The 24,300-nt window shown below is 71.2% G+C and carries 22 protein-coding genes and 1 pseudogene; 10 read left to right on the top strand and 13 right to left on the bottom strand.

The annotated features are described in order from the left end of the window. Positions 1–355 precede the first annotated feature (355 nt). The 4 genes and pseudogenes from CLV63_RS26080 to CLV63_RS26095 all read right to left on the bottom strand — a co-directional run bounded on the left by CLV63_RS26080 (position 356) and on the right by CLV63_RS26095 (position 4,089). Positions 356–934: a dihydrofolate reductase family protein gene (locus CLV63_RS26080; protein ID WP_106585872.1), complete on the bottom strand. Its 579-nt coding sequence runs from the start codon at positions 932–934 to the stop codon at positions 356–358. A 181-nt stretch (positions 935–1,115) separates the two neighbouring features. Continuing rightward, positions 1,116–1,679: a dihydrofolate reductase family protein gene (locus CLV63_RS26085; RefSeq protein ID WP_106585873.1), complete on the bottom strand. Its 564-nt coding sequence runs from the start codon at positions 1,677–1,679 to the stop codon at positions 1,116–1,118. A 191-nt stretch (positions 1,680–1,870) separates the two neighbouring features. Beyond that, positions 1,871–3,256, bottom strand: a pseudogene (locus tag CLV63_RS26090) (sugar porter family MFS transporter). Between the two features lie 47 nt (positions 3,257–3,303). Continuing rightward, on the bottom strand, positions 3,304–4,089 hold the full coding sequence (locus CLV63_RS26095) for a 6-phosphogluconolactonase (protein ID WP_211301479.1): 786 nt from the start codon (positions 4,087–4,089) through the stop codon (positions 3,304–3,306). An 86-nt stretch (positions 4,090–4,175) separates the two neighbouring features. On the opposite strand from CLV63_RS26095, the gene CLV63_RS26100 reads away from it, so the two are divergent. The 4 genes from CLV63_RS26100 to CLV63_RS26115 all read left to right on the top strand — a co-directional run bounded on the left by CLV63_RS26100 (position 4,176) and on the right by CLV63_RS26115 (position 6,528). Then, positions 4,176–4,943, top strand: a complete 768-nt coding sequence (locus tag CLV63_RS26100; protein ID WP_146165664.1) for a GntR family transcriptional regulator — start codon at positions 4,176–4,178, stop codon at positions 4,941–4,943. Continuing rightward, complete coding sequence (locus CLV63_RS26105) at positions 4,940–5,173, top strand: hypothetical protein (RefSeq protein ID WP_106585876.1); 234 nt, start codon at positions 4,940–4,942, stop codon at positions 5,171–5,173. Before CLV63_RS26100 ends, CLV63_RS26105 begins: the two co-directional genes overlap by 4 nt. A gap of 246 nt (positions 5,174–5,419) precedes the next feature. Beyond that, the gene (locus tag CLV63_RS26110) at positions 5,420–6,091 is read left to right on the top strand and encodes a MerR family transcriptional regulator (RefSeq protein WP_106585877.1); all 672 of its coding nucleotides are present in this window, start codon (positions 5,420–5,422) and stop codon (positions 6,089–6,091) included. Further along, the gene (locus CLV63_RS26115) at positions 6,088–6,528 is read left to right on the top strand and encodes a PIN-like domain-containing protein (protein ID WP_106585878.1); all 441 of its coding nucleotides are present in this window, start codon (positions 6,088–6,090) and stop codon (positions 6,526–6,528) included. Before CLV63_RS26110 ends, CLV63_RS26115 begins: the two co-directional genes overlap by 4 nt. A 131-nt stretch (positions 6,529–6,659) precedes the next feature. Here CLV63_RS26115 and CLV63_RS26120 read toward each other — a convergent pair whose 3' ends face one another. Continuing rightward, positions 6,660–8,963: an ATP-binding cassette domain-containing protein gene (locus CLV63_RS26120; protein ID WP_106585951.1), complete on the bottom strand. Its 2,304-nt coding sequence runs from the start codon at positions 8,961–8,963 to the stop codon at positions 6,660–6,662. Between the two features lie 96 nt (positions 8,964–9,059). Between CLV63_RS26120 and CLV63_RS26125 the strand changes: the two genes are divergently transcribed. Beyond that, a complete protein-coding gene (locus CLV63_RS26125; RefSeq protein ID WP_106585879.1) occupies positions 9,060–9,854 on the top strand; it encodes a TetR/AcrR family transcriptional regulator in 795 nt (264 codons plus the stop codon). A gap of 174 nt (positions 9,855–10,028) precedes the next feature. On the opposite strand, the gene CLV63_RS26130 is transcribed toward CLV63_RS26125, so the two are convergent. The 3 genes from CLV63_RS26130 to CLV63_RS26140 all read right to left on the bottom strand — a co-directional run bounded on the left by CLV63_RS26130 (position 10,029) and on the right by CLV63_RS26140 (position 13,807). Next, positions 10,029–11,789, bottom strand: a complete 1,761-nt coding sequence (locus CLV63_RS26130; protein ID WP_106585880.1) for an arylsulfatase — start codon at positions 11,787–11,789, stop codon at positions 10,029–10,031. Positions 11,790–12,103: 314 nt separating this feature from the next. Next, positions 12,104–12,817: a DUF7144 family membrane protein gene (locus tag CLV63_RS26135; RefSeq protein ID WP_106585881.1), complete on the bottom strand. Its 714-nt coding sequence runs from the start codon at positions 12,815–12,817 to the stop codon at positions 12,104–12,106. Between the two features lie 576 nt (positions 12,818–13,393). Continuing rightward, positions 13,394–13,807 (bottom strand): DnaJ family domain-containing protein, encoded by a 414-nt coding sequence (locus tag CLV63_RS26140; protein ID WP_106585952.1) that lies wholly within the window; start codon positions 13,805–13,807, stop codon positions 13,394–13,396. A gap of 157 nt (positions 13,808–13,964) precedes the next feature. On the opposite strand from CLV63_RS26140, the gene CLV63_RS26145 reads away from it, so the two are divergent. Then, a complete protein-coding gene (locus tag CLV63_RS26145; protein WP_106585882.1) occupies positions 13,965–14,582 on the top strand; it encodes a TetR/AcrR family transcriptional regulator in 618 nt (205 codons plus the stop codon). 87 nt (positions 14,583–14,669) lie between these two features. Here CLV63_RS26145 and CLV63_RS26150 read toward each other — a convergent pair whose 3' ends face one another. Genes CLV63_RS26150 through CLV63_RS26165 form a run of 4 tightly spaced genes read right to left on the bottom strand, consistent with a single transcriptional unit; the run spans position 14,670 to position 19,934 of the window. Continuing rightward, complete coding sequence (locus tag CLV63_RS26150; RefSeq protein WP_106585883.1) at positions 14,670–15,590, bottom strand: carbohydrate ABC transporter permease; 921 nt, start codon at positions 15,588–15,590, stop codon at positions 14,670–14,672. Continuing rightward, positions 15,590–16,510: a carbohydrate ABC transporter permease gene (locus CLV63_RS26155; protein ID WP_106585884.1), complete on the bottom strand. Its 921-nt coding sequence runs from the start codon at positions 16,508–16,510 to the stop codon at positions 15,590–15,592. Before CLV63_RS26155 ends, CLV63_RS26150 begins: the two co-directional genes overlap by 1 nt. Continuing rightward, positions 16,507–17,853: an ABC transporter substrate-binding protein gene (locus tag CLV63_RS26160; RefSeq protein WP_106585885.1), complete on the bottom strand. Its 1,347-nt coding sequence runs from the start codon at positions 17,851–17,853 to the stop codon at positions 16,507–16,509. Before CLV63_RS26160 ends, CLV63_RS26155 begins: the two co-directional genes overlap by 4 nt. A 59-nt stretch (positions 17,854–17,912) precedes the next feature. Continuing rightward, entirely contained in the window at positions 17,913–19,934 is a 2,022-nt protein-coding gene (locus tag CLV63_RS26165; RefSeq protein ID WP_211301480.1) for a beta-galactosidase, read from the bottom strand. Positions 19,935–20,125: 191 nt separating this feature from the next. Between CLV63_RS26165 and CLV63_RS26170 the strand changes: the two genes are divergently transcribed. Beyond that, complete coding sequence (locus tag CLV63_RS26170) at positions 20,126–20,848, top strand: FadR/GntR family transcriptional regulator (RefSeq protein WP_106585886.1); 723 nt, start codon at positions 20,126–20,128, stop codon at positions 20,846–20,848. 63 nt (positions 20,849–20,911) lie between these two features. Here CLV63_RS26170 and CLV63_RS26175 read toward each other — a convergent pair whose 3' ends face one another. Then, complete coding sequence (locus CLV63_RS26175; protein WP_106585887.1) at positions 20,912–21,718, bottom strand: IclR family transcriptional regulator; 807 nt, start codon at positions 21,716–21,718, stop codon at positions 20,912–20,914. Between the two features lie 100 nt (positions 21,719–21,818). Here CLV63_RS26175 and CLV63_RS26180 point away from each other — a divergent pair, with 100 nt between their 5' ends. From CLV63_RS26180 to CLV63_RS26190, 3 genes are read left to right on the top strand one after another with little or no spacing between them, the layout of a single operon-like run. Beyond that, a complete protein-coding gene (locus CLV63_RS26180) occupies positions 21,819–22,511 on the top strand; it encodes an ABC transporter permease (protein ID WP_245929066.1) in 693 nt (230 codons plus the stop codon). Further along, positions 22,492–23,523, top strand: a complete 1,032-nt coding sequence (locus CLV63_RS26185; RefSeq protein ID WP_342751441.1) for an ABC transporter ATP-binding protein — start codon at positions 22,492–22,494, stop codon at positions 23,521–23,523. The genes CLV63_RS26180 and CLV63_RS26185 overlap by 20 nt, the downstream gene beginning before the upstream one ends. Then, the gene (locus tag CLV63_RS26190; protein WP_211301481.1) at positions 23,524–24,300 is read left to right on the top strand and encodes an ABC transporter permease; all 777 of its coding nucleotides are present in this window, start codon (positions 23,524–23,526) and stop codon (positions 24,298–24,300) included.

Here is a 24,300-nt window from a genome sequence, read left to right on the forward strand (position 1 = left end):
GCAGGCCTGGTGGGACGGCGGCACCACCGACCTTTCCAACGCCCAGCCGCTGTGCCGGGCGCACAACCTGGAAAAGGAACACCGCCGGGCCCGCAAAGACCTCCACCGCACCCGCACCCCCCCCCCCCCCACCGATCCCCCCGGGCCGCCACCCCCCAGGCCCTGACCCACCCCACACCAGCAATGACCCGCCGGGACCCCCACCCCGGCGGGCCACACCCACGCCCCCACCACAACCGGACCCCGCCAGCACACCCGTACTCAACGCCCGCAGACATCCACACCCGACCGACAGGTATCTGTCAGCCTTTGCGGGCTTCCGATGCAGGGCTGGTGGTTGGGACTGGTGCGGGGGCTAGCGGTGCAGGGTGGGGCGGTAGATGAGTCCCTGGGTGCGGCCGTCGAACGTTCGGCTGTCGATCAGTTCAAGGTCGAAGTCTGCCGCGCCCTTGAAGATCGGGTCGGTGCCGGTCTGGCCGCTGATCACGGGAAAGAGCGTCAACTGGACGCGGTCCACGAGCCCGGCGGCCATCAGCGCCCGGTTCAACGACAGGCTGCCGTGCGAGCGCAGCGGCACCTTGGACTCCTCCTTGAGCCGGGCGACGACGTCGACGGCGTCGCCCGCCTCGACGGTGAGGTCCGGCCATGTGATGGGTCCTTCGAGCGTGTTCGACACCACCGTTGTCGGCATGCTTCGCATCCGGGAGTTCACCGGGTCGATGTCGGCCTCTGAGATCGGGCCCAGCAACTCCACGAACTGCCGGAAGGTGGTGGCCCCGAGGACCATCCGCTGCTCCTCGCCGATCACGGCGAGGCGGTCGGCAAGGTACTCAGGGCCCTGCTTCCCCCAGTAGCCGCCCCAATCACCGTCGGGGCCGTAGGAGCCGTAGCCGTCGAGGGTGGAAAAGACGTCCCAGGTGTAGGTGGCGGTCATGGAACTCTCCTTGAGCGCGGTTGATGGCGTGTTGTGGATACAGAGGGGGACCCACGCCCAAACTCATCTGCCCCCGGGTTTCCGGGTCGTGTGGGCTGTGTAGCCGCGACTGCTCGGGGCGTATAGGGGGCGGCAACACATCACCGCGCCCAGGATCGGCAGAGAACACGGGGCCGACCGGCTAACGCCGCTTCGGGCGGTAGGTCCGCCCGAAGCTCCGCGGACTGTCCTCGTAGATCTCCACCAACTCCCAGTCGACCCGTTGCCCGCCAGGAACGTCGAAGATGCGGATGCCATCACCGAGGAACACCGGGGCGACGAAGACCTGTAGTTCATCGATGAGGTCGTGCTCGATCGCCTGCCGGGCGATATCGGCGCTGATGATCTGCACATCCCGGTCGCCGGCGATTTCCTGAGCGCGACGGATCGCCTCCACGATGTCGCAGTTCAGCGCGATGATGGTCGGGTCGTCGGCGATCTCCTCCGGCCGGTGGGTAAGGATGAACTCGATCCCGGACCACGCGCCGCCGTATGCCTCGGATGTCGTTTCGTCCCGCTCGTCCTGCTGCGCTTTCGCCGCGTCGTAGCCGGCCCGGCCCGAGATGATGACTGCGACATCTCCCGCCATTCGCTCGATGGTGCCCTCGGCCAGCGGTTCCCCGGCGGACATCCAGCTCATGTCGTGACCCGGTCCGGCGATGAAACCGTCGATCGAGCACGTGAACCCCCAGGCGACCTTTCCCACATGTCCTCCTTGCCGGTCGACGGCCCCGTCGACATTCGATGTGTCATGGATACAGAGGAGGCACCACGGCAAAACTCATCGCCCTTGGGCTCCCGGATTCGGGGCACCTTCGATTCAGGCCACCCCTGGGTTCCCGGGCCGCGTGGGCTGTGGAGTGTTGATTGCTTGGGAGCGAGGCCTCGGCTACACCACTATCCGAGGTCCCGTTCGACCTCTTCCAGGGTGCGGCCCTTGGTCTCGGGGACCAGGAGGATCGTGAACGCCAGGAACGCGGCGCATACGACGGCGAACACCCAGAACGTCGCCGCCGTGCCGAGTGCGAGGAGCATGGGCAGGAACGCCAGGGCGACGATCAGGTTCGCCACGAAGTTGACCAGCAGCGACAGGCTGGTGGCCTTCCCGCGGAGGCGCAGCGGGAAGATCTCGGAGATCACGACGAAGCACAGCATGCCAGGGCTGACGGCGTAGGCCACGATGTAGACGGCCAAGCATGCGAAGGCGACCCAGCCCGACCCCGTTCCGACGGTGAAGGTCGTGGCGAGCACCGCCAGACTGACGGTCATCCCGATGACGCCGATGGCCAGCATCGGCTTGCGTCCGACCCGGTCGACGAGCAGCATGCCGACCACGGTCAGCAGCACGTTGACCACCCCGAGGCCGACCGTCGCGAGGAGCGCCGCCGCGGTGTCGAACCCGCTGCTCTGGAGGATCTGCGGCGCGAAGTAGATCACCGCGTTGATCCCGCACACCTGCGCGAAGAACGCCATCAGCATGCCGACGACCAGCCTGCGCCGGACCCGCGGCGCGAACACGTCGCGCCACGCGCCCTGGTCGGCGTTCTCCCTGCCGACGCGGGTGATCTCGGCGAGTTCGGCCTCGACACCGCCCGCCCCGCGCAGCCGGCCGAGGACCGCCCTCGCCTGGTCGGTGCGCCCTGCGGTGACGAGCCAGCGGGGGGACTCCGGGACCGCCAGGATCCCCAGCGCGAGCAGCACACCGGGGACGGCGGCCAGGCCGAGCGACCAGCGCCACGCCTGGGTGTCGGCGAAAGCGGCGTTCACCCCGTAGGCGACGAGGATCCCGATCGTGATGAGCAGTTGGAACGCCGACACCAGGGCGCCGCGGACGCGGGGGGGCGCGAGTTCGGCGATGTACACGGGCACCAGCACGGAGACCGCGCCCACGCCCACGCCGATCACGACGCGGGACACGAGCAGGACGCCGAGGTCGGGCGCGAGCGCCTACATCAGCGCGCCGAGCGCGAACACCAGCCCGGACGCGATGATCGTCGGCCGCCGCCCGCGGCGGTCGGCGATCGGCCCGCAGAGGAGCGCGCCGACGGCGCCGCCCACGAGGACGGCGCTGACGACCACGCCCTCCATGAACCCGGACAGCCGGTACTGCTCCGCGACGAAGCCCGCCGCGCCGCCCGCGATCCCCGTGTCGTAGCCGAACAGGAGGCCGCCGATCGCGGCCACGGCGATCACCAGGTAGACGTGGCCCTTCGCGCGGGGCGGGTGCTCCGCTGTGTTCGCTGCGTCCGCTGTAACGGCAGAGTCCATGTCTCGCCCTTTCATCGCCGGGCCGCGGCCCGGTGTGCGCTCCGCGCGGCGGGGTGTCCGGCTCACCGGTCGGCCGCGGCGTCCACGTACAGGTCGGGTCGGGTGCACGCGGCGATCACCGTCGCGGGCCACTCGGGTTCGTAGCCGTCCGCCGCGGAGATCCGGGCCGCCGCGGCGCGCTTGTCGTCGCCGTGGACCACCATGACGACGCGGCGGCTCTGGTCGGCGATGGTGCGCGGCCCGACCGTCACGCCGTGCCGGGGGACGTCGTCGAGGCCGCCGAAGTCGGGGAAGGTGACGAGGTTGTCCTGCCGGGTGGTGTCGGCCAGCTCGACCGTGCGGCTCCGCGCCTCGAACGGGGTGCCGGGCGGGTTGAACGCCACGTGGCCGTCTGAGGCGCCCGAGGCCAGGATGAACAGGTCGACGCCGCCGGCGTCGGCGAGCCGGTCGTCGTAACGGGCCGGGTCGGCGGGGTCGGGCAGCCAGACGCGGTCGGGGCCGATGCCGCCGTCGGCCGCCGCGGCGCTGAGGGGCGCGGCGATCTCCGTCCGGGCGAACCGGGCGCAGCTGTAGTGGGCGTCGGCGGGTGCCGGTGCGAGGCCGCCGTCGGCCGCCGGTACCGCGTAGTCGTCCATCATCGCGATGACCACGTGGGAAAGGCCCAGGCCGCGATCAACGACCGTGCGGGCGAGCGCCTGGTAGGTGGATCGCGGGGTGCGCCCGCCGGGGCACCCGAGGACGTAGCGGCGCCCCTCGCGCTGCGCCGCGGCGATGCCGTCGGCGATCTCGGTGGCGAGTGCGGCGCCCAGTTCCGCGGGTGTCGCGAACACCGATGTCGGGACGCTCATGACCATACTCCTTAGACCAGATGTACCAATTTCTATGAGGTGGTCCGAACATACAGCAAGTGGTCTACCTGGTGTACTCTGCCGTCATGGCTGATGACACATCGGACCCCGACCGGGCGCCCGGCGCACCGGGGCAGCTCGACGTCGTGGCCCGGGCGCACCGCGTCCTCAGCGACGAACTCAACCGGGGCGTCTTCGCCGCCGGCAGCCGGCTGCCCGGCGAACGCGAACTGTCCGGCCGCCTCGGCATCAGCAGGGGGACCCTCCGCAAGGTCCTCGCCCGGCTGGCCGAGGAACAGCGCATCGAACCCTCACCGCACCGCGGCTGGTACGTCGGCTCCTCGCAGATGGTGAGCGAACCGGCCAGCGAACTCATCAGCTTCACCGAGATGGCGCGCGCCCGCGGGCTGCGGCCCACCGCCCGCGTCCTCGACCGCACCGAGCGGCCCGCGGGCTACGAGGAGGCGGCCCGGCTGGTCCTCGGCCCCGCGGCACCGCTCATCGAGCTGCGGCGGCTGCGCGGGCTCGACGACCGCCCGGTCTGCGTCGAGACCGCGAAGATCCCCCGCGGCGTCGCCCCGCAGCTCGCCGCCGCCGACATGACCGACCGGTCGATCCACGCCGCGCTGGAGGAGCACTCCGGTGTCCGCGTGGTCCGCAGCGACTTCATGGTGTGGGCCGCCGCCGCGCAGGCCGAGACGGCGGAGCTGCTCGACCTCGAACCGGGCGCGCCCGTGCTCATCGGCGAAGCCCTCACCTACGCGCAGACCGGCAGCCCGGTGCTACTCACCCAGACCGTGTACCGCAGCGACGCCTACCGGTTCGCCGCAACCCTGACAAGGACACACCCATGACCTCCGCGATCCGCCGCCCCACCCCGCGGCCGACCTACGACCACCCGACCGTCATCCGCCACACCGATGCGGCGCGCCACCTCTGGGGCGACCCCGGCGGCTCCGGGTACGTCAGCGACCAGGTCTACGTGTCATCCTCCGACCTGCACGTCCTCCAGTACACGCTCGGACCCCGGGGGCGGTTCGGCTGCGGGACGGCCAAGTCACAGTGCCGCATTCGGGTGGCCTGAGAGGAAAGCAGCAATGATGGTGGGGGGCCGAGCTGGAAGGGATCATCCCCGCGGCAATTGGGAGTAGTCCGATGTACTTCGGTTTCTCCGCAGCGAGTGTCGGCTTCAAGCGCTTCACGAACGACCGCATCTCAGCGTCGTTCCGGCCGGATCCGGCCAGCAAGTGCAAACAGCTACCCCGGTGATCCTGGCTCGACCACACTGTGGTTCCTTCGTGTCCATGGGTTGTAGTGGGAGAATAACGACGTGACCAGCGTGTTGGAACGCGAGATGTACCCCGAGGCCGAAGCTGCCCGGCTACTTGGCGTTGCCCAATCCACCCTGCACTACTGGCTTGAAGGCGACGAGCGCGCAGGCAAGAGCTACCCGCCGATCATCCGTGAGTCGCCGCGTCATGTGAGGACCGTGACCTGGGCCGAGTTCGTCGAGGCCAGCTTCCTTCGGGAGTACCGGCGCAAGCACAAGGTGCCCATGATCGAGCTGCGCAAGTTCGTCGGCATGCTTCGGGAGAAGTTCGGGGTGCCCTATCCGCTGGCGGATCGGCGACCCTACATCTCAGGGCGGGAACTGGTATACGAGGCGCAGACCAAAGCTGGGCTCGACCCGGAGTTCTGCCTGGTGGCCGTCGCCAACGACCAGTTGCTGCTGACGCCGCCATCGGAGTCGTTCCTCGACAGGATCACCTGGGACGATGACATCGCCGCAGCGTGGCGTCCCGACCCCCACGCGCAGTCGTCGGTACTCATCAGCCCCACGATCCGATTCGGACGCCCTGCCGTTCAGGGTGTCAGCACCGAAGCCATCTGGGAGCAATCCGAGTCCGGCGAGGAGGTCGAGGACATCGCGCGCGTGTACCAGTTGGACATGACTGATGTGCGCTGGGCGTTGTCCTATGAGAACTCCCGCCGCGCCGCGTGAGCCGCACAAAGCCCGCCGATGTCCGCTTCTACTTCGACGCTGACGTCTTGGGGCTGGCACACGTATTCGCTGCTCTCCGCTCCGACATCACGTATCCCGGTGATCCCGGCGGAGTGAAGTTCAAGCGCAGTCGGCCGCCGTGCCCGATCAAGGAGACACGAACCAGCGACGACGTGTGGATCCCCGAAGTGACCTCGCGAGGATGGCTGATCGTCACCCGGGACAGCATGATCCAGAACCACACCCGCGAGGTCAACGCTGTTCGCGAGCACGGCGCCCGGATGGTCGCACTAAGCGGGGTCGAGGCTGTGGGCACCTTCGCACAACTAGAACTGATCATGTGCCGATGGCAGAACATCTTGCGCTGCCTTGACGAGCCCGGGCCGTTCATCTATGCCGCTACCCGCACGAAATTCCGGCCGGTTCCCCTGGGATGACAAGGAACGCGGCATCGCGCCCCGGGGCGCCGCCCGTCCGCCGTGCCGAACTGGGCACCGACTCCGGCCTCATCGGGGCGGCGCGCGCCGTGCACGCCGCCGCCCCGAGTGACACCGGGGCCTAGGCTCGGCTAGGCGGTCGTTCCCACGTAGTCGCGCAGGTGCCGGGCCGTGAGGGAGTCGCCGCGGGTGACCAGCTCGGTCGGGGTGCCGGTGAACACCACGCGGCCGCCGTCGTGCCCGGCGCCGGGGCCGAGGTCGATGATCCAGTCGGCGTGCGCCATGACCGCCTGGTGGTGCTCGATGACGATGACGGTGTTGCCGTCGTCGACGAGCCGGTCGAGCAGGGCGAGCAGGCGGTCGACGTCGGCGAGGTGCAGGCCGGTGGTGGGCTCGTCCAGCACGTACACCGCCGCCGGCTTCGCCATCTGGATGGCGAGCTTGAGCCGCTGCCGCTCGCCGCCGGACAGCGTGGTGAGCGGCTGGCCCAGCCCGATGTAGCCCAGGCCGACATCGGAGAGGCGGTCGAGGATGACCCGCGCCTTGCCGGACGGGAAGAAGTCGCGCGCCTCGGCGACCGACATGGCGAGGACCTCGCTGATGTCCTTGCCGCGCAGCGTGTGCGTGAGGACCTTGGCGGTGAACCGCCTGCCCTCGCACTGCTCGCACACCGAGGCGACCCCCGCCATCATGGCGAGGTCGGTGTAGATCAGGCCGATCCCGTTGCAGTTCGGGCAGGCGCCCTCGGAATTGGCGCTGAACAGTGCGGCCTTGACCCCGTTCTCATTCGCGAAGGCGGTGCGGATGGGGCCGAGCAGCCCGGTGTAGGTGGCGGGGTTGCTGCGGCGCGACCCGCGGATGGGCGACTGGTCGGCGACCACGACACCGTCCCTGCCGGGGAGGGAGCCGTGGATCAGCGAGCTCTTGCCGGACCCCGCGACCCCCGTGACCACGGTCAGCGCGCCGAGCGGGATGTCGGCGTCGACGCCCTTGAGGTTGTGCAGGGTCGCCCCGGTGATGGACAGGTGCCCGCGGGGGGTCCGCACCTCCTCGCGCAGCCGGGCCCGGTGGTCGAGGTGGCGCCCGGTGAGGGTGCCGGACGCGCGGAGCCCGGCGACGTCGCCCTCGTAGCACAGCCGCCCGCCGTCGGCCCCGGCCCCCGGCCCGAGGTCGACCACGTGGTCGGCGATCTCGATGGTCTCGGGCTTGTGCTCCACGACGAGGACGGTGTTGCCCTTGTCGCGGAGCCGCAGCAGCAGGCCGTTCATCCGCTGGATGTCGTGCGGGTGCAGCCCCACGGTCGGTTCGTCGAAGACGTAGGTGACGTCGGTCAGGCTGGACCCGAGGTGGCGCACCATCTTCACCCGCTGCGCCTCGCCGCCGGACAGCGTGCCGGACTCGCGGTCGAGACTGAGGTAGCCGAGGCCGATCTCCACCAGCGAGTCGAGGGTCTCGCGCAGGGTGTCGAGGAGCGGGCCCACAGTGTCGTCCTCGACGCCGCGCAGGAACTCGGCGAGGTCGCTGATCTGCATTGCGCCGCAATCGGCGATGTTGCGGCCCTGGATCTTCGCCGACAGCGCCTCAGGGTTGAGCCGGCTGCCGCCGCAGGCGCGGCACTCCGCCAGCGCGACGGCCCGGTCGGCGAACTCCCTGTCCTTGGGCCGCAGCGACTCACGGTCCTTGCCGAGGTAGCTCCGCCGCACCCGGAGCACGACCCCTTCGTAGGAGATGTTGCTCGTGCCGATCTTGATCGTGGCGGCCGGCCGGTACAGCAGGTCGTGCCACTGCTCGGGGGTGTAGTCGCGCAGCTTCATGTCGGGGTCGACGAACCCGGACTCGGCGATGATCTGGAGGTACCACGAGCCCGCCGGGAACCCGGGCGCGAGGATCGCGCCCTCGTTCAGCGAGCGGTCGACGTCGACGATCTGGTCGACGTCGATCTCGCCGACCCGGCCCAGCCCCTCGCATTCGGTGCACATGCCCTCGGCGCTGTTGAAGCTGAACGCGGTCGAGGTGCCGACGTAGGGGGTGCCGATGCGGCTGAAGATGATGCGCAGCATGGTGTGCGCGTCGGTGGCGGTGCCGACCGTCGAGCGGGAGTTGGCGCCCATGCGCTCCTGGTCCACCACGATCGCCGCGCTGAGGTTGCGCAGGCCGTCGATGTCGGGGCGGCCGAGGCTGGGCATGAACGACTGGAGGAACGCGGTGTAGGTCTCGTCGATCAGCCGGCGGGACTCCGCTGCGATGGTGCCGAAGACGAGAGAGGACTTCCCCGAGCCCGAGACACCCGTGAAGACGGTGAGGCGGCGCTTCGGGATGTCGAGCGAGACGTCGGCCAGGTTGTTCTCCCTGGCGCCGCGGATCTCGATCCGGTCGTGGCTGTCGGCGGCGGTCCGCTGCGCGGTGGTCGCCGGGCCCGTCTCGGGGGATCTCATGCGGTGGGCGGCGGCATCCATACGTGTCTCCCCTGAAAACTTTAGACTGTATAGAGATAAGGTGATGAGATTAGTTTATGGCATAAGGAGATGCAATTGGTCGTCTATGCAGGGCAGGGCGATGCCGCGCGCGCGATGGCGCTGCTGTGGCGTACTGCCGGTGCGGAGGAGCGGACCGGACCAGGGCCCAAACCGGGGCTGAGCGTCGACGGGATCCTCGACGCCGCAATCGCCGTTGCCGACGCCGACGGAATGGCCGCGCTCTCGATGCGCACAGTGGGCGAACGGCTCGGGCGGACTGCCATGGCATTGTACACCTACGTGCCTGGCAAGAGTGAGCTTATCGATCTCATGTACGACCACTGCATGGCCGAGCTGCCCACCCACTACGACCTCGCCGAGGGCTGGCGCCCGGCGCTGACCTCCTGGGCCGGGGACGTCTGCGCGTTCTACGTGCGGCACCCGTGGATGCTCCAGGTGTCCCAAGTCCGGCCCGTCCTCGGGCCCAACGAGTACACCGAGCTCGAAACCCTCACCCGCATCGTCGTCTCGACCGGACTGCACCCCGTGAAACTGCGACGCATCGTGGGCACCCTGCCCCACTTCGTCCGCGGCGCCGCCCAGTCCATCGCCGAGTCGCGGCACGCCGCCGAGGCGACCGGCGTCTCCGAGGAGGACTGGTGGTACTCCCGCTCGGCCCTGCTCACGGAGACCGCGCACGACTTCGCCGAGCGCTTTCCCCTGCTCTGCCGCCTCCAGGCCGAGGGCGCCGAGGAGCATCCCGACGACGGCATGCTCTACCAGGAGCGCGAGGCGCGGGAGAACTTCGCGGTCGGCCTCGGCGTGCTGTGCGACGGCATCGAGGCCCTGCGGAGCGGCGCCGCGACCTGAGCACGGCGCCGCGCTCTCGTCCGGCCGGAGTATCGGTCCGGACGGCGCTGCCGCGGGCTACGTTCCGAGCACCGCTCCCCCGGGCCGCTCCTTCGGGCCCCGTTCCCCCGGGCCCCGCGCCTTCGGGCTTCGCTCCTTCGGACCGCGCGGCTACCGGTGCCTTGACTCCCGCGCCTACCGGTGTCTCGGCCTGCCGCCGTCGGCCAGGGCTTCACCGTGGCGTTCCCGCTGAGCGGGGACGTCCCCGGGTGCGACCGCCCCGGATCGCCCCGCGCCTGCGCGGCGTGCCCGGCGGGCCTCGCCCCACGGGGGTTCGTCCCGCGGGAAGACGTCGAACCGCGACGCCTCGATGATGAACTTCAACTGCAACTCGGCGAGCTTCTCGGGATGCTCCTTGCTGAGGTCGCGGGCCTGCGTCCAGTCGGTGCGGGTGTCGTAGAGCTCCCAGGCGTCCTCGCTGAAGCCGCCGCCCGTTGCGAGCGCGTCCCACGGAGTCGGGTGCTTGGTGACCGCCGTCCAGCCCTGGTCGTAGATGGCGCGGTCGCCCATCAGCTCGAAGTACTGGGTGTGGTGCCGTTCGGCCGCGTCGGGCGCGTTGAACGAGTACGCCAACGACGTCCCGTGCATGGGCGCCTGCGGCACACTGTCGACGGTCTCCGGCGGGGTGATCCCGGCCAGTTCGAGGACCGTCGGGGCGATGTCGATGACGTGGTGCCACTGGTGCCGCAGCCCGCCGCGCTCCTCGATCCCCTTCGGCCAGTGCACGATGGTCGCGTTGCGGGTGCCCCCGTAGTGGGAGGCCCCTTCGCGGGTCCACCGGTACGGGGTGCACAGCGCATGGGCCCAGCCCGCCGCGTGGTCCGCGGCGGCGTCGGGCCCGTCCGGCGGGGGATGCGGTGCGGCCGGCTCGCCGTTGCGGGCGGCCGCGGCGGGCAGGGGCACGCCGTCCGGCCCGGTGTCCGACGGCGCCCCCACCATGTACACGACGAGGGTGTCCGCCAGGAGGCCGGTCTCCTCCAGCGCGTCTACCACCCGGCCGGCCTGGCGGTCGGCGTACTCCAGGCTCGCGGCGGCGACCTCCATCCGGCGGCGCAGAGCGGGCTTCCACTCCTCGGCGACGTCGTCCCACGCTGGCAGCGCGTCCGGGCGCGGCGTCAGCACCGAACCGGGGTCGATGACCCCGAGTTCCCGCTGCCGCGCGAAGGTGTCCGCGCGGAGCGCGTCCCAGCCGCCGTCGAACCGGCCCCGGTAGCGGCCGACCACGTCCTCGGGAACGTGCTGCGCGTGAGCGGCGCCCGGCGCGAAGCAGGCGAAGAACGGGGTGTCCGGCGCGCGGTGCCGCCGGGTCCGGAGGTACTCGATCGCCGTGTCGGCGAGCTCGGACACCAGGTGGCCGCCCGAGGAGGCGGCCCCCTCGGCACGGAGCGGCCGCCGGCGGTCCGTTTCGGCGTCCATGGCCCCGCAGCACCGCGCGAACACGCCGGACTCCGGCTGGTACGGGACGGCGGCGCCCGGCGCCCAGGCCGCCGCCTCATGGCAGGAGCCGAACTGCGCGGTGCTGTAGCCGTTGCGGCGCAGGATCTCGGCGAGCGGGGCCGCGGAGATTCCGGCGGAGTGCTGGTTGCGCCCGGTGAGCAGGGCCGCGCGGGTGGGCGGGCCCATCGCCGCGGTGTGGAAGCGGGTGTAGCGGAGGCCGGACGCGGCGAGGCGCTCGGCGGTCGGGGTGCGCACGGGTCCGCCGAACGCGGTCGCCGCCCCGAATCCGGCGCCGTCCAGCAGGATCACGAGGACGTTCGGCGCGCCGCCCCGCGACCGGGTCGGCGGCACCGGGCGCGGCCGCACCCTGGGGTCGCGGACCTCGTGTCTGAGGCGGTGATGAGTGCGCTTGTCCTGGTTGGAAGCGCGCGTGCTGGTGGTGGTCCGGGTACTGGTCATGCAGGTTCTCCAATCGGCCACCGCGCGGCACGATGGCACTGACGTTCGGACCGGCGCCGCATGGCGCGGCACCGAACCCGCGTCCGTTCCGGTGCCGACCCCGCTACCCAATATCACACACAGGCACCGTTCAAGCGCAATACGTTACAAGTCGGCACACACTTCGGCCCGGCACGCATGGGAACGGCCATCGCCCACCCCGGGCCCCTGGAGACGGGCGCGGGATGAGCGGAATGGCGCCGTGCCCCGGGCCCCAACAGGGCGTCGGGCCCCAACGACGCCAGGCCCCGACGAGGGCGCGCCGGGAGCGGTGCCTAGGGAGTCGCCTCGTGGGCTCCCCTGGTCGGGCGCTCGGGGACGCCGTGCGGCTCGGGTTCGGCGGCCGACGCGGGCGACGAGCCGCGCGACGCATGGGTGCCCCGGGACTCGGGCTCGCCGCGAACGGCGGCGTCGGAGTAGGCGGACTCAGAGCGGGCGGCGTCCGAGCGGGTGGCGTCGGAGTACGCGGGCTCGGAGCGGGTGGCGTCAGAGCCGGCGCTGTCAGAACGGACGTCGGCGTGGCCGGTGGCGTCGGACCGGGTGTCGACGTGACCCGTGGCGTCGGCGTGGCCGGACCGGTAAGAAGCACGTTCATCCACCGACGGCCATCCGGCGGTCAGGCCGTAGATCACCAGCACGTCTATGGCGATCACGACCATCGTCCACAGCGGGAACGCCGGCAGGAACCCCAACTGGGCGATCGCGTTGAGCGCGGCGAGGACCACACCGAGGACGCGGGCCCACATTCGGCCGCTCATGAGCGAGAACCCGGTCGCGAGCAGGACGATCCCCCAGATACCGAGGCCCAGGCCCCAAATCTGGAAGTTGAAGAAGAGCAGGTCGCCGGATGCGCTCAGGTAGTAGTCCGGCACGAACATCGCGACGAACCCCTGAATGAGGTTGATCGCGCCGACCATCAGGATCATTGTTGCGGAGAAGATCGCCCATCCGTTGGATGAGGCGGCCCTGGACCGGTCGCCGGTGTCCATGTGGTTTCCCTTCATCGCGCGGGGCCGTCGTCGACCCCGGGATCGCGCCGCGAATTCCGGCAAGCGGTATCGCGCCTGTCGGTGGCCAGCGTCTCGCCGCGGATCGGAAATCATCCACCCGTACCCGGTCATTTATCTGCAAAGACGCATTTCAAAAACGCACGATGGTGAACACTCCGCAAAGAGATCCCCGGAATCCGACCACGCCCACGCCCACGCCGCATGCGCCGGGTGGGGATTCGGCTTTCGTGGGGACGGACCGCCTGCGGGGCGGCCTTGCCGCCGAGCCGCATGCGGGTGGTCTGCGGTGAAGAGCAGCAAAGGCGGCGGTGGGGTCCGGTCGGCGGTCACCCGCAGCGTGCCAGCGTTGCAGAGCGCCGTGTCCATCCCAGCGGCCGGCCTCCGTGAAGCAATTTCCACTTCGGGCGCCTAGGAGTGGAAATTACTTCACGGAGGCCGCTGACAACGCCGGAAGCCCACCCGCCGCCGTTGGTGCTGCTTGTCCCCACCGCACACCCGCACGCGGCCCGGCGACAAGGCCGCCCAGCGGACGTGACGAACGGGCATGACGAGGTACTACTCGCCCTCCGTGCCCTCCCTGTGCTCGCGCCATTGGGTGACGACGCGTTCGGGGTCGAAGGGCATGCGGTTGAGCGGCGGGCCGGCCGGCGGCCGTGCGTTCATGGCGGTGATCTTCGCGTTGATCTCGGTGACGATCCGGCGCACCGCCGCCTCGGTCCGCGCGCCCATCGCCTCGGCGTGCGCCTCCTCGGCCTCCTTGCGCAGGGCGAGCGTCGGCGGCAGCAGCGACACGTTCTCTTCGCGGAGCTTCTTCTTCACCCACCACATGTCGTCGCGGGGACGGTCGATATCGGGGATCGGCTTCCCGGCTCCCGACAGACCGTCGAACTCCCCGCGTTCGGTCGCCTCCCGGATCTGCTTGTCGACCCAGGTCTCGAACTCGACCCCGGGCGGCTTGCGCTCCGTCATGGTGCGGCCCACCTCTCTCCTACGGCGTCTGGTGCCGGACCACCCCGTCGGCACCCGGGCAGCCCTACCAAATCAATATGATCACATTGATCTGCTAGATTCAACGCATCGAACCCGGCCACAGCGGCCAAGCGGCGGAATCCGGGGAGGACGCGACATGGGCGGGCGCACACGCGGGCCCGGCATCCGGCACGACGTGCGGCGCCGGGAGATCGCCGACGCCGTGCTGGAGATCGTCGCCGAGCACGGCCTCGCGTCCGTGTCCCTGAGCGCCGTCGCCGCGCGCGCCGGCGTCTCACCCGGCCGCGTCCAGCACTACTTCCCGGCAAAGGACGGGCTCATCGCGGCGGCCTTCGACCGCGGCAACGCGCTGAGCAGCGCACGCATCAGTGCCCTGGTCGGGAGCGACCCCGGATCGGCCGCCCCGCGCGACGTGCTCAGCGCCGTCCTCACCGAACTCATCCCCCACGACCCCGCCACACGCGCCCACATGCGCGTCCGCCAGGCGTTCGCCGCCTTCGCACTCTCCGACGAGGCCATCGCTGCGCGCCTGCGGACGGAGTACGCGCGCCTGCACCGGCGGCTCGCCGATCTCCTGCGCCGCGACCAGGACGCAGGGCGCGCCCCCGCGTCCTTGGAACCCGATACCGCGGCGGTCGGCTTGACCGCACTCGCCGAGGGACTCGCCTACTACGTGCTCATCGGGGTCGGCTCCTGCGACGCCGCCCGCGAACAGGTTCGCGCGGCGGTCGACGCTGCGTACCGGTCCCGGTGACGTGGTGCGCCGCCGTGATCGGGCGGCGCACCGCCGCGGGCGGACGTCCTACGGCTCGGCGCGCTCGGCAGTGAGGGCTAGTGAGGGCTAGGACTTAACGCCTCCTTCTGTGAGGCCGGTGCGCCAGAAGCGTTGGAGCACGATCATCATGACGGCCAGTGGGACCACCGCGACGAACGAGCCGGTGACCACCAGGCCCACCGTTTCGGGGACCCGTTCGCTGATGGAGTTCAGCGTCACGAGGCCCAGCGTGATCGGGTACAGCCGGTCGTCGGAGAGCATCACCAGGGGCAGGAAGAAGTTGTTCCAGATGGACACGAACTGGAACAGCAGCACCGTCACCAGCGCCGGGGTCATGATGCGCAGGGCGATCGTCGCGAAGATCCGGATCTCGCCCGCCCCGTCGACCCGCGCCGCCTCGATCAGCGCGTCGGGCACCGCGGCCGCGGCGTAGATGCGGCACAGGTACACGCCGAACGGGCTGACCATGCTCGGCAGCAGGATGGCCCACACGGTGTTCGACAGCCCCAGCTCGGTGAACAGCATGAAGCTGGGGAGCGCGAGCGCCGTGCCGGGCAGCAGCACCCCGGCGAGCACCACGTTGAACACGGTGTCGCGGCCGCGGAACTCGAACTTCGCGAGCACGTACCCGGTCGACGCCGCCAGCAGGGTCGCCACCACCGAGCCGACACCGGCGTACAGCAGGGTGTTGGCCGACCAGCGCAGGAAGACCCCGCCGTCGTGGGTGAACAGCGCGGTCAGGTTGGCCCAGAGCTGCGGTTCGCTGAACCAGAGCCCGAAGCTGCCGTACAGCCCGCCGAGGCTCTTGGTGGCGGCGACCGCCAGCCAGTAGGCGGGGATGAGGAAGTACAGGGCCGCGAGAGTGAGGGCGGCCACGATGATGATCCGCGACGTGCTCGGGCGCCGCCGGGCGCCGAGGGCGCGCCGTCCGGTGCCGTTCGCCGGGCTCTCCTGCGGGGCGGCAGCGGGCCGCACATCGGCCGCCATCAGGTCCTCCTCCATCCGACGAGCCGCAGGAAGCCGAAGGACAGGACCCCCGCCACCACGGCGAGGATCACGGCCTGCGCGGCGGCGAGGTTCGGGTTGTTGTTGGTGAACGCCTCCTTGTAGGCGCTGAGGTTGGGCGTGTAGTCGTCGGTGATGGCGGGTGCGAGCAGTTGCAGTACCAGCGGCTCGGAGAAGAGCTGCATGGCGCCGATGATCGAGAAGACCGCCGTCAGGACGAGCGCGGGGCGGATCAGCGGGATCTGGATGCGCCACGCGATGGTCCACAGCGACGCGCCGTCGATGGCCGCCGCCTCGTAGAGGTCCCGCGGGATCGCCTTGAGCTGCGCCACGAGCACCAGCACGTTGTACCCGGCGAACTGCCAGACGGCGATGTTGACGAGGGACCACAGCACGGTGTCGTAGCCGAAGAAGTCGACCTGGAGCCCGGCCCGGCCGAGCAGTTCGGTGATCGGGCTGGTCCCCGGCGTGTAGAGGAAGCCCCACAGCAGCGACGCGATGACGCCCGGCACCCCGTAGGGCAGGAAGAACCCGGCCCGGAAGAGCCCGGCCCACCGGTCGGACAGCGTCTCCAGCAGCAGCGCCAGCAGCGTCGCCAGGGCGAGCATCAACGGGACCTGGACGAGCGCGAACAGCGCGACCGTCCCGAATCCTTCGATGAAGCCGAGCTGGTTGAACGCCTCGATGTAGTTGTCCAGGCCGACGAACACGGTCCGGCTGCCCTCAAGGCCCAGCGCGCCCATCCGCTCGACGCCGATCACGCTCTGGTACATCGCGTATCCGATCGGGCCGACGAACGTCAGCGCGAACAGGGCGAGGAACGGGCCGAGGAGGACGGCGATGGCGGCGCCGTTGCGCCGGCCGGCGGGTCCGCCGCGCGGCGGGTGCTTGGTCGCCATCATGCCTCCCGCACGTCGAGGCCCTTGGCGCGCAGGTCGTCGCCCGAGAGCCGGGCGGCGCGCTCGTAGGCGCCCACCAGGCTGGTCCCCTCGGCGACGGCCGCGGCAACGGCGTCGTTGATGTTGCTGTACATCTGGAGCGTCGTCGGCGGGAACCGCTGGCTGGTGTCGATGTTCCGGTCGGCCTCGGCGAACACCTCGTTGTAGACCTGCCCATCAAAGAACGGGTCGGGCTCCTCCAGCAGGGAGCCGTCGAACCCGCCGACGGCGGCCGGCCAGCCGTAGCCCGCCTTGACCAGCAGGTCGATGGACTCCGGGTCGGTGTTGAGCCAGTGCGCGAACGCCGCGGCCTCGCGCGGGTACTCGCACGAGCGGAGGACGGCCGTTGCCGAGCCGCCCCAGTTCGCCGAGGTCTTGGCCCCGGCCTCCCACTGCGGCATGCGGGCGACCCGCCAGGAGCCCTCGGTGTCGGGGGCGTTGCCCTTGATGATGGCGTCGTACCACGACGCGCCGAGCAGCGTGGGGGCGTCCCCGGTCTGCAACTGCTTGAACCAGGAGGCCGTGGAGATCGGGGCGAGGTCGACGAGGTCGTCCTCGATCATCCCCGCCCAGAACTCGAGGACCTTGCGGGTGGTGGCGTCGACCATGTCGAGCACCCAGGTGTCGCCGTCGGTGCGCACCCAGTGCGCGCCCGCCTGGTGCGCCAGCGCCATCATCCACTGCGCGCCGATCGGCGAGAACGTCTCCATCCGGACGCCGGGGGCCGCCTCGCGCACCGCCCGCGCGGCGTCGCGGTACTCGTCCCACGTCGTGGGGACGTCGATGCCCCACTCGTCGAAGAGGTCGTGACGGTAGTAGAAGGCCATCGGCCCGGACGCCTGGGGGATGGCGTAGACCTGGCCGCCGGAGGAGCACATCTCCCACTGCCAGTCGATGAAGTCGTCCTTGTACTGCTCGACGTCGTAGAGGCTGAGGTTCTCCAGGCCCTGCTCCAGCAGGAACGCCGGGAGCTGCTCGTACTCGACCTGGGCCAGGTCGGGCCCCGTTCCCGCCTCCAGCGCGGAGAACATGCTCTGGTAGCCGCCCTCCGGACCGGCGGTGATCACGCGCAGGCGTACCTGGATGTCGGGGTTCTGCCTGTTCCACAGCTCGACGCTGGGCTTGCAGGGCAGCCACGTCCAGAAGTCCAGTTCGACGCGTTCGCCCGCGGGCGGCGGCGGTTTCGGCTCGGTGGCGACGCGCCGGGGCGGCGCGCAGGCGCTGAGCGCCGACGCCCCCGCCCCGGCGAGCACCCCGGTCCCCGCCCACCGGAGCAGGGTCCGTCTGTCGATCGTGCGGATGGCCATCGCGACCTTCCTTGGGTGGAGGGTGGAGTGCGGCTGGATCGAGGGGGCCGCGGTACCGGTCAGCGCATGACCGCGACACCCCCGGGTTGCAGTGCGACGTGGTCGGCCGCCTCGGCGCCGACGGTGAGCAGGTCGGTCATTGCCGTGCGCAGCCGCACGGTCCGCTGTTCGCCGCCGTGGTTCAGCAGGAACAGGTAGGGGCCGTCGGGGCCGTGGCGCTCGGCGACCTGGACGTCCTCGGGCGGCGCTTCGACGGGGGCGCGCACCCCGGCGGCGGCAAGGGCGTCGCCGAGCACGGCGTCCATCGGCACGGGGTCGAGCAGCGTGGCGGTGTAGAAGGCGGTGCCGGACCCGAAGGCGTGCCGGGTGACGGCCGGCAGACCGGCGAGGTCGCCGGTGCCGAAGGACGCCACCGTCTCGGCGCCCTGCGGGACGACGGCCTCCGACCACCGGGTGCCGGTCCACGCCGGCCCGCCGGGGTCCAGCGGGGCCGAGACGCCGTCGGGCAGTGGGGCGAACTCCTCGACGGCGAGCCCGAGGACCTCGTGGAGGGGTGCCGCGAAGCCGCCGGTGTGCAGCCGGTCGTCCTGGTCCACGATGCCGGAGAAGAACGTCACGACGAGGACGCCGCCCTCGCGCACCCACGCGGTCAGCCGCGCCGCGTTCTCCGCCGACAGCAGGTACAGCGCCGGGGCGATGAGCACCCGGTAGGCGGACAGGTCGCCGCCCGGGTGCACGGCGTCGCAGCCGACGCCGCGGCGCAGCAGCGAGCGGTGGAACGCCTGGGCGGTCTCCTGCTGGGTGACCTCCGCGGAGGGGTGGGAGTCGATCTCCAGCGCCCACCAGTTGTGCCAGTCGAGCAGCAGCCCGCACTCGTTGCGCGCCACGGTTCCGGTGATCCCTGCCGCGCGCCGCAACTCCGCGCCGAGCGCGCGGACCTCGCGGTGCACCCGGGTGTCGGTGCCGCTGTGCGGCACCATCGCGGAGTGGAACTTCTCGGAGCCGCCGAGGGACTGCCGCCACTGGAACGACAGCACCGAGTCCGAGCCCTGGGCGACGGCCTGCCAGCTGCCGCGCCGCAGGCCGCCGGGCGGCTTGGGCGCGTTGACGCCGCGCCAGTTCACCGCGGAGGGCGCCTGCTCCATGAGGAGCCACGGCGCGCCGCCGCCCGCGCCGCGGGTGACGTCGTAGCAGTACGCGGCGTCGCGCCAGGAGTCGGTGTCGACGGGGTCGGGGTAGGAGTCGACGGACACGACGTCCTGGTACCGGGCCCAGTTGAACCCGTCGACCGGCTTGTGCACGCCGATGAAGTTCGTGGTGATGGGGATGTGCGGGGTGACGCGGCGGAGGACGTCCTCCTCGCCGCGGTAGCAGGCGAGCAGCGCGTTGTCGCTGAACCGCCAGAAGTCGAGCTGCTGCGCGGGGTTGGCGAAGGCCGACACCTCGCGCGGCGGCAGGACCTCGGCGAAGTCGGTGTAGCGCTGCGACCAGAAGACCGTCGACCAGGCGGCGTTCAGCGCGTCGATGGTGGTGTAGCGCGCACGCAGCCAGCGGCGGAAGTCGGCCGCCGAGACGTCGCAGTAGCAGGCGGGGACGTGGTTCCCGTACTCGTTGCCGATGTGCCACATGCCGATGGCAGGGTGCTCGGCGTAGCGCGCGGCGAGCTTCTCGACGAGCCGGACGGCGTGCGCGCGGTACACGGGGCTGGAGGGGCAGTAGTGCTGGCGGCCCCCCGGCGACAGGGTGGTGCCCGAGGCGGTGACGGGCAGGGTCTCGGGGTGGCGGTGCGACAGCCACGGCGGCGGCGACGCGGTCATGGTGGCCATGCAGACCGACACGCCGTGGTCGTGCAGGAGGTCGAGGACGGTGTCGAGCCAGCCGAACTCGGCGGTGCCGGGTTCGGGTTCGACCGTGGCCCACGCGAAGATCCCGAGGGTGACGACGTTGACCCCGCAGTCGCGCATGAGCTTGGCGTCCTCGGCCCAGACCTCGGGCGACCACTGCTCGGGGTTGTAGTCGCCGCCGTAGGCGAGACCGCCGATGCGCTCGCGGAACTTCCGCATGCGCGCGTGCTTGTCCATAACAGCCCTTCAGGGTCGCGGCACGGTCTGCGCACCACTCCGGCACGGGACGTCGGGGGGCGCTCGCGCCGCCCGGCCGAGTCGGGTGCTGCGACAGTTGAACCCGGATCGCGATGTGATGTCAACCATTAATCAGATAATTACGCCGGAAAGTGCGGCGCCGCTGGTGGTGGTCGTGGCACCATGCCGGTATGTCCCGATACCCCAGCCGCGGCCGCCATGGGCACGTGGTGGACACCCTCGGAACGCGCATCGTCACCGGGCGGGTGCCGCCCGGCAGCCCGATCGACCCGGTGGCGCTCGAACGGGAGTTCCGCGTCTCGCGCAGCGTCGTCCGCGAGTCGCTGCGCGTCCTGACCGCGAAGGGCCTGGTCGACGCGCGGCCCCGGCTGGGCACCTACGTGCTGGCCCGCGAGGAGTGGGTGTCGCTCGACCCCGATGTGCTGCGCTGGCGGTTCTCCGGCCCGCCGGACCCCGGGTTCCTGGACGAGCTGTTCGAGGTCCGGCTGATCGTCGAGCCCATGACGACGCGCCTCGCCGCGCTCCGCCGCACACCCGACGACCTCGCCGCGCTCGGCGACGCGCTGGAGGCGATGCGCACGGCCCGCGGCGACTCGCCTGAGGCGCACGTCGTGGCCGACGTCGCCTTCCACGCCGCGCTGCTCGCCGCGGCGCACAACAGCCTGCTGGACCACCTGTCGCCGGTGGTCGAGACCGGCCTCCAGGTGCGCGACGCGTTCGTCCACGACACGCTGGCGCACGACGCGGTCGGGGAGCACGAGGCGGTGCTCGACGCGGTGGCCGCCGCCGATCCCGCCCGGTCCGAGCACGCCATGCGCGCCCTGCTGGAGCGCTCGGCCGCCGACGTCGACACGGCCTGGGCGATGCGGGAACCCCACCCCGACCCGACCTGACCACCGGGGCCGCCCGCGGCGGCCCCCGCGGCGACCACCTCGCCGACCGCCCGGTGCCGCCGGTCAGCCCAGTTCGGCCGAGAGTTCCAGCGCCACCTGGCGGGTGAGCGCCCCGGCGCCCTCCAGGCGCGCGCCCAGGCGGGCCTTCGGCGCGGAGATGTTGACGGCGGCGACGATCCGCCCGGAGAAGTCGCGCACCGGCGCGGAGACGCCCACGAGCCCCGCCTCGAACTCCTCGTCGACCATCGCGAACCCGTTCCGGCGGATCCGGTCGACCTCATCGGCGAGGCTCTCGTACCCGTAGACGCCCTCGCCGCCCGGGGTCGCCGCGAGCTCCTGCGCGCTGAACCAGCCGTGCAGCGTCTCGGGGTCCCATTCGCTCACGAGCACCCGGCCCGCCGAGGTGAGGTGCAAGGGCACGCCGATACCCTCCCAGCCGAGGCCGCGGAAGGCGTGCCGCGGCGCCTCGGAGATGAGGGTGACGGCGCCGCCGCCGCGGCGCACGCACAGGTGGGCCGTCTCGTTGACCATCCCCACGAGGCGGCGCAGGTGCGGGGTCGCCGCGCGCACCAGGTGCGCCTCGGAGGTGCGGGCCGCCATGGCGTACAGGCGCCATCCGAGCCGGTAGGTGAGCGTGTCCTCGTCGCGGCTGATGATGCCGGCGTCGGCGAGGGTCGCGAGCGCCCGGGACACCTGGCTCTTGTCGCGGCCGACCCGCTGCGCGAGGCGGAGGACGCCGAGCCCGTCGCCGGTGGCGGACTCGGCGTCGGCGATGGCCTCCAGCAGCTCGACGTCGCGGCGCAGGCCGGAGGCGTTGGGGCGATGGCCTCCGGTAACCGCCGGGTCACCATCCCCGCGTTTGGTTGCCATATGCGCAACCTCCATTGCTCATTGGTTAACCCGACTCTACCGTCTAAGCCGTCCACCTCACGTTTTCCCGGCCTCGACCGGCGGGACTAAGGAGTTCGCATTGGAGGCACAACCCCTCGACGGCACGACCCTGCACGGGCTCGACGCCTACCTGCTCAGGCGATGGGACCGGATCCTGGAACAGGCCGCCGAACACCTCGTCGTGGTCGCCCTGTCCGTCGGAATCGCGGCCGCGATCGGCATCGCCATCGGCGCGCTGGTGTGGAACCGCCCGTTCCCGCGCTCGGTGTCCCTCGGAGTCGCCGGGGTCCTCATCACCATCCCGTCGCTGGCACTGCTCGGCCTGCTGATCCCGGTCCTCGGCATCGGGTGGACGCCGACCGTGGTCTCGCTGGTCCTCTACGCGCTGCTGCCGATCGTGCGCAACACCGTGGTTGGGCTGCGGGAGGTGCCCGCCGCCGTCATGGAATCGGCCCTCGGCATGGGCTACACCCGGACCCAGACCCTCCTGCGCGTGCAGCTCCCGATGGCGTGGCCCGTGATCATCACGGGGATCCGGGTGTCGACCCAGCTCATCGTCGGAATCGCCACGGTCGCCGCCTACGTGTCCGGCCCGGGGCTCGGCAACGACATCTTCCAGGGGCTCGCCAGCCTCGGGTCCATCAACGCGCTCAACCGGACGTTCGTCGCGACGGTCTGCGTGGTCGTGCTCGCGCTCCTGCTCGACGCCCTGTTCATCCTCATCCGCCGCTCCACCACACCGAGGGGGATCCGTGTCCGACCGGCTGCTTGAATCCGCGCCCGACGAGGAGGCGGCCGGGTCGCGCACCGGGCTCGGGATCCGCCTGACCGACGTCTCCAAGACCTACCCGGGCGGCTCCGCCCCCGCCGTCGACGGCTTCACCATGGACATCCCTGCGGGCGAGCTCGTGGTGTTCGTCGGCCCGTCCGGCTGCGGCAAGACCACCACCATGAAGATGATCAACCGGATCATCGAGCCGACCTCGGGCTCCATCACCATCGGCGACGAGGACGTGCTGACCCTCGACCCGGTCCGGCTGCGCCGCCGGGTCGGCTACGTCATCCAGCAGATCGGGCTGTTCCCGCACATGACGATCGCGCAGAACGTGGGCGTGGTCCCGCAGCTGCTCGGCTGGTCGGCGGCGCGCACAGCGGAGCGGGTGGACGAACTGCTGCGGACGGTCGCGCTGGACCCCGGCGTGTTCGCCCACCGCTACCCGCGCCAGCTCTCCGGCGGGCAGCAGCAGCGCGTGGGCGTCGCCCGCGCGCTGGCGGCCGACCCGCCGGTCATGCTGATGGACGAGCCGTTCGGCGCCACCGACCCCATCACCCGCGAGCGCTTGCAGGACGAGTTCCTCGAACTCCAGCGGCGGCTGCGCAAGACGATCGTCTTCGTCACCCACGACTTCGCCGAGGCGGTGCGGCTGGGCGACCGGATCGCCGTGCTGGGCGACCGCTCCCGGATCGTGCAGTACGACACCCCGCGGCGCGTCCTGGCGGCACCGGCGGACGACTACGTCGCCTCGTTCATCGGCTCCACTGCGGCGCTCACCGGGCTGGGCCTGGTGCGGGTCGCCGACGCGGAGCTCGGCCCGGCGTCCGAGGCGCCCGACACCGCGGGCGTGCACCCCGACACCGACCTGCGCACTGCATTGGACCTGCTGGTCTCCTCCTGCGGCGAGCGGATCGCCGTGCGCGACGGCGGCCGGGTCGTGGGCTCCCTGGGCCTGGCCGCGATCGCCGCCGCACTGGCCGCGCACACCTCATCGAACGGGGGTGCGTGAGTGAGCACGGCGATCGCCGAACCCGGCCGCAGCCCGGACCCCGCGGCGTCCCGCTGGCAGCGCATCCGCACCCCCGGCCGGCTGATCACCCCCCTCGGGGTGCTCCTCGTGCTGGCCGGGCTGTTCGCCTGGGTCGCGACCCGGGACCTCGACAGCATCGAGCAGCGCACGCTCAACGCCGAGTACATCGTCACGAACACCTTGCAGCACGCCAAGATCACCTTCGTGGCGGGGGCGCTCGTCGTCCTCATCGCGATCCCCCTCGGGGTGGTCGCCAGCCGCTCCCGGGTGCTCGCCCCGGTGATCCTCGCGCTCGGCAACGTCGGCCAGGCGGTCCCGGTGATCGGGCTGATGGCGATGCTCACCATCGTGTTCGGCATCGGGTTCACCATCGCGATGGTCGGCATCGTGCTGTACGCGCTCCTCCCGACGCTGCGCAACACCGTGGTCGGCCTCCAGCAGGTGGACCCGGCGACCGTCGAGGCGGCGCGCGGCGTCGGCATGACCGACGCCCAGATCCTGCGCCGGATCGAGTTCCCCCTCGCCGTCCCGGTCATCCTGGCCGGGCTGCGCACCGCGCTCGTGCTGTGCGTGGGGGTCGCGGTCCTGGCGACGTTCGTCAACGCGGGCGGGCTGGGCGACATCATCGTCAACGGCATCAAGCTGCAACGGATGACCGTGCTGGTCACCGGCAGTGTGCTCACCGCGGCGATCGCGCTGCTGGTGGACTGGCTCGGCGGCCTCGCCGAGGACCTGCTACGCCCCCGGGGGATGTGA

Source organism: Murinocardiopsis flavida (genome assembly GCF_003014485.1).
Classification (GTDB): domain Bacteria; phylum Actinomycetota; class Actinomycetes; order Streptosporangiales; family Streptosporangiaceae; genus Murinocardiopsis; species Murinocardiopsis flavida.

Coding starts and splice junctions, on each gene's coding strand:
- CLV63_RS26120 (WP_106585951.1), bottom strand. CDS start 8,963: ATGAGATCCCCCGAGACGGGCCCGGCGACCACCGCGCAGCGGACCGCC.
- CLV63_RS26165 (WP_211301480.1), bottom strand. CDS start 19,934: ATGGACAAGCACGCGCGCATGCGGAAGTTCCGCGAGCGCATCGGCGGT.
- CLV63_RS26155 (WP_106585884.1), bottom strand. CDS start 16,510: ATGATGGCGACCAAGCACCCGCCGCGCGGCGGACCCGCCGGCCGGCGC.
- CLV63_RS26135 (WP_106585881.1), bottom strand. CDS start 12,817: ATGGACACCGGCGACCGGTCCAGGGCCGCCTCATCCAACGGATGGGCG.
- CLV63_RS26105 (WP_106585876.1), top strand. CDS start 4,940: ATGACCTCCGCGATCCGCCGCCCCACCCCGCGGCCGACCTACGACCAC.
- CLV63_RS26170 (WP_106585886.1), top strand. CDS start 20,126: ATGTCCCGATACCCCAGCCGCGGCCGCCATGGGCACGTGGTGGACACC.
- CLV63_RS26160 (WP_106585885.1), bottom strand. CDS start 17,853: ATGGCCATCCGCACGATCGACAGACGGACCCTGCTCCGGTGGGCGGGG.
- CLV63_RS26145 (WP_106585882.1), top strand. CDS start 13,965: ATGGGCGGGCGCACACGCGGGCCCGGCATCCGGCACGACGTGCGGCGC.
- CLV63_RS26150 (WP_106585883.1), bottom strand. CDS start 15,590: ATGGCGGCCGATGTGCGGCCCGCTGCCGCCCCGCAGGAGAGCCCGGCG.
- CLV63_RS26080 (WP_106585872.1), bottom strand. CDS start 934: ATGACCGCCACCTACACCTGGGACGTCTTTTCCACCCTCGACGGCTAC.
- CLV63_RS26175 (WP_106585887.1), bottom strand. CDS start 21,718: ATGGCAACCAAACGCGGGGATGGTGACCCGGCGGTTACCGGAGGCCAT.
- CLV63_RS26095 (WP_211301479.1), bottom strand. CDS start 4,089: ATGAGCGTCCCGACATCGGTGTTCGCGACACCCGCGGAACTGGGCGCC.
- CLV63_RS26100 (WP_146165664.1), top strand. CDS start 4,176: ATGGCTGATGACACATCGGACCCCGACCGGGCGCCCGGCGCACCGGGG.
- CLV63_RS26140 (WP_106585952.1), bottom strand. CDS start 13,807: ATGACGGAGCGCAAGCCGCCCGGGGTCGAGTTCGAGACCTGGGTCGAC.
- CLV63_RS26130 (WP_106585880.1), bottom strand. CDS start 11,789: ATGACCAGTACCCGGACCACCACCAGCACGCGCGCTTCCAACCAGGAC.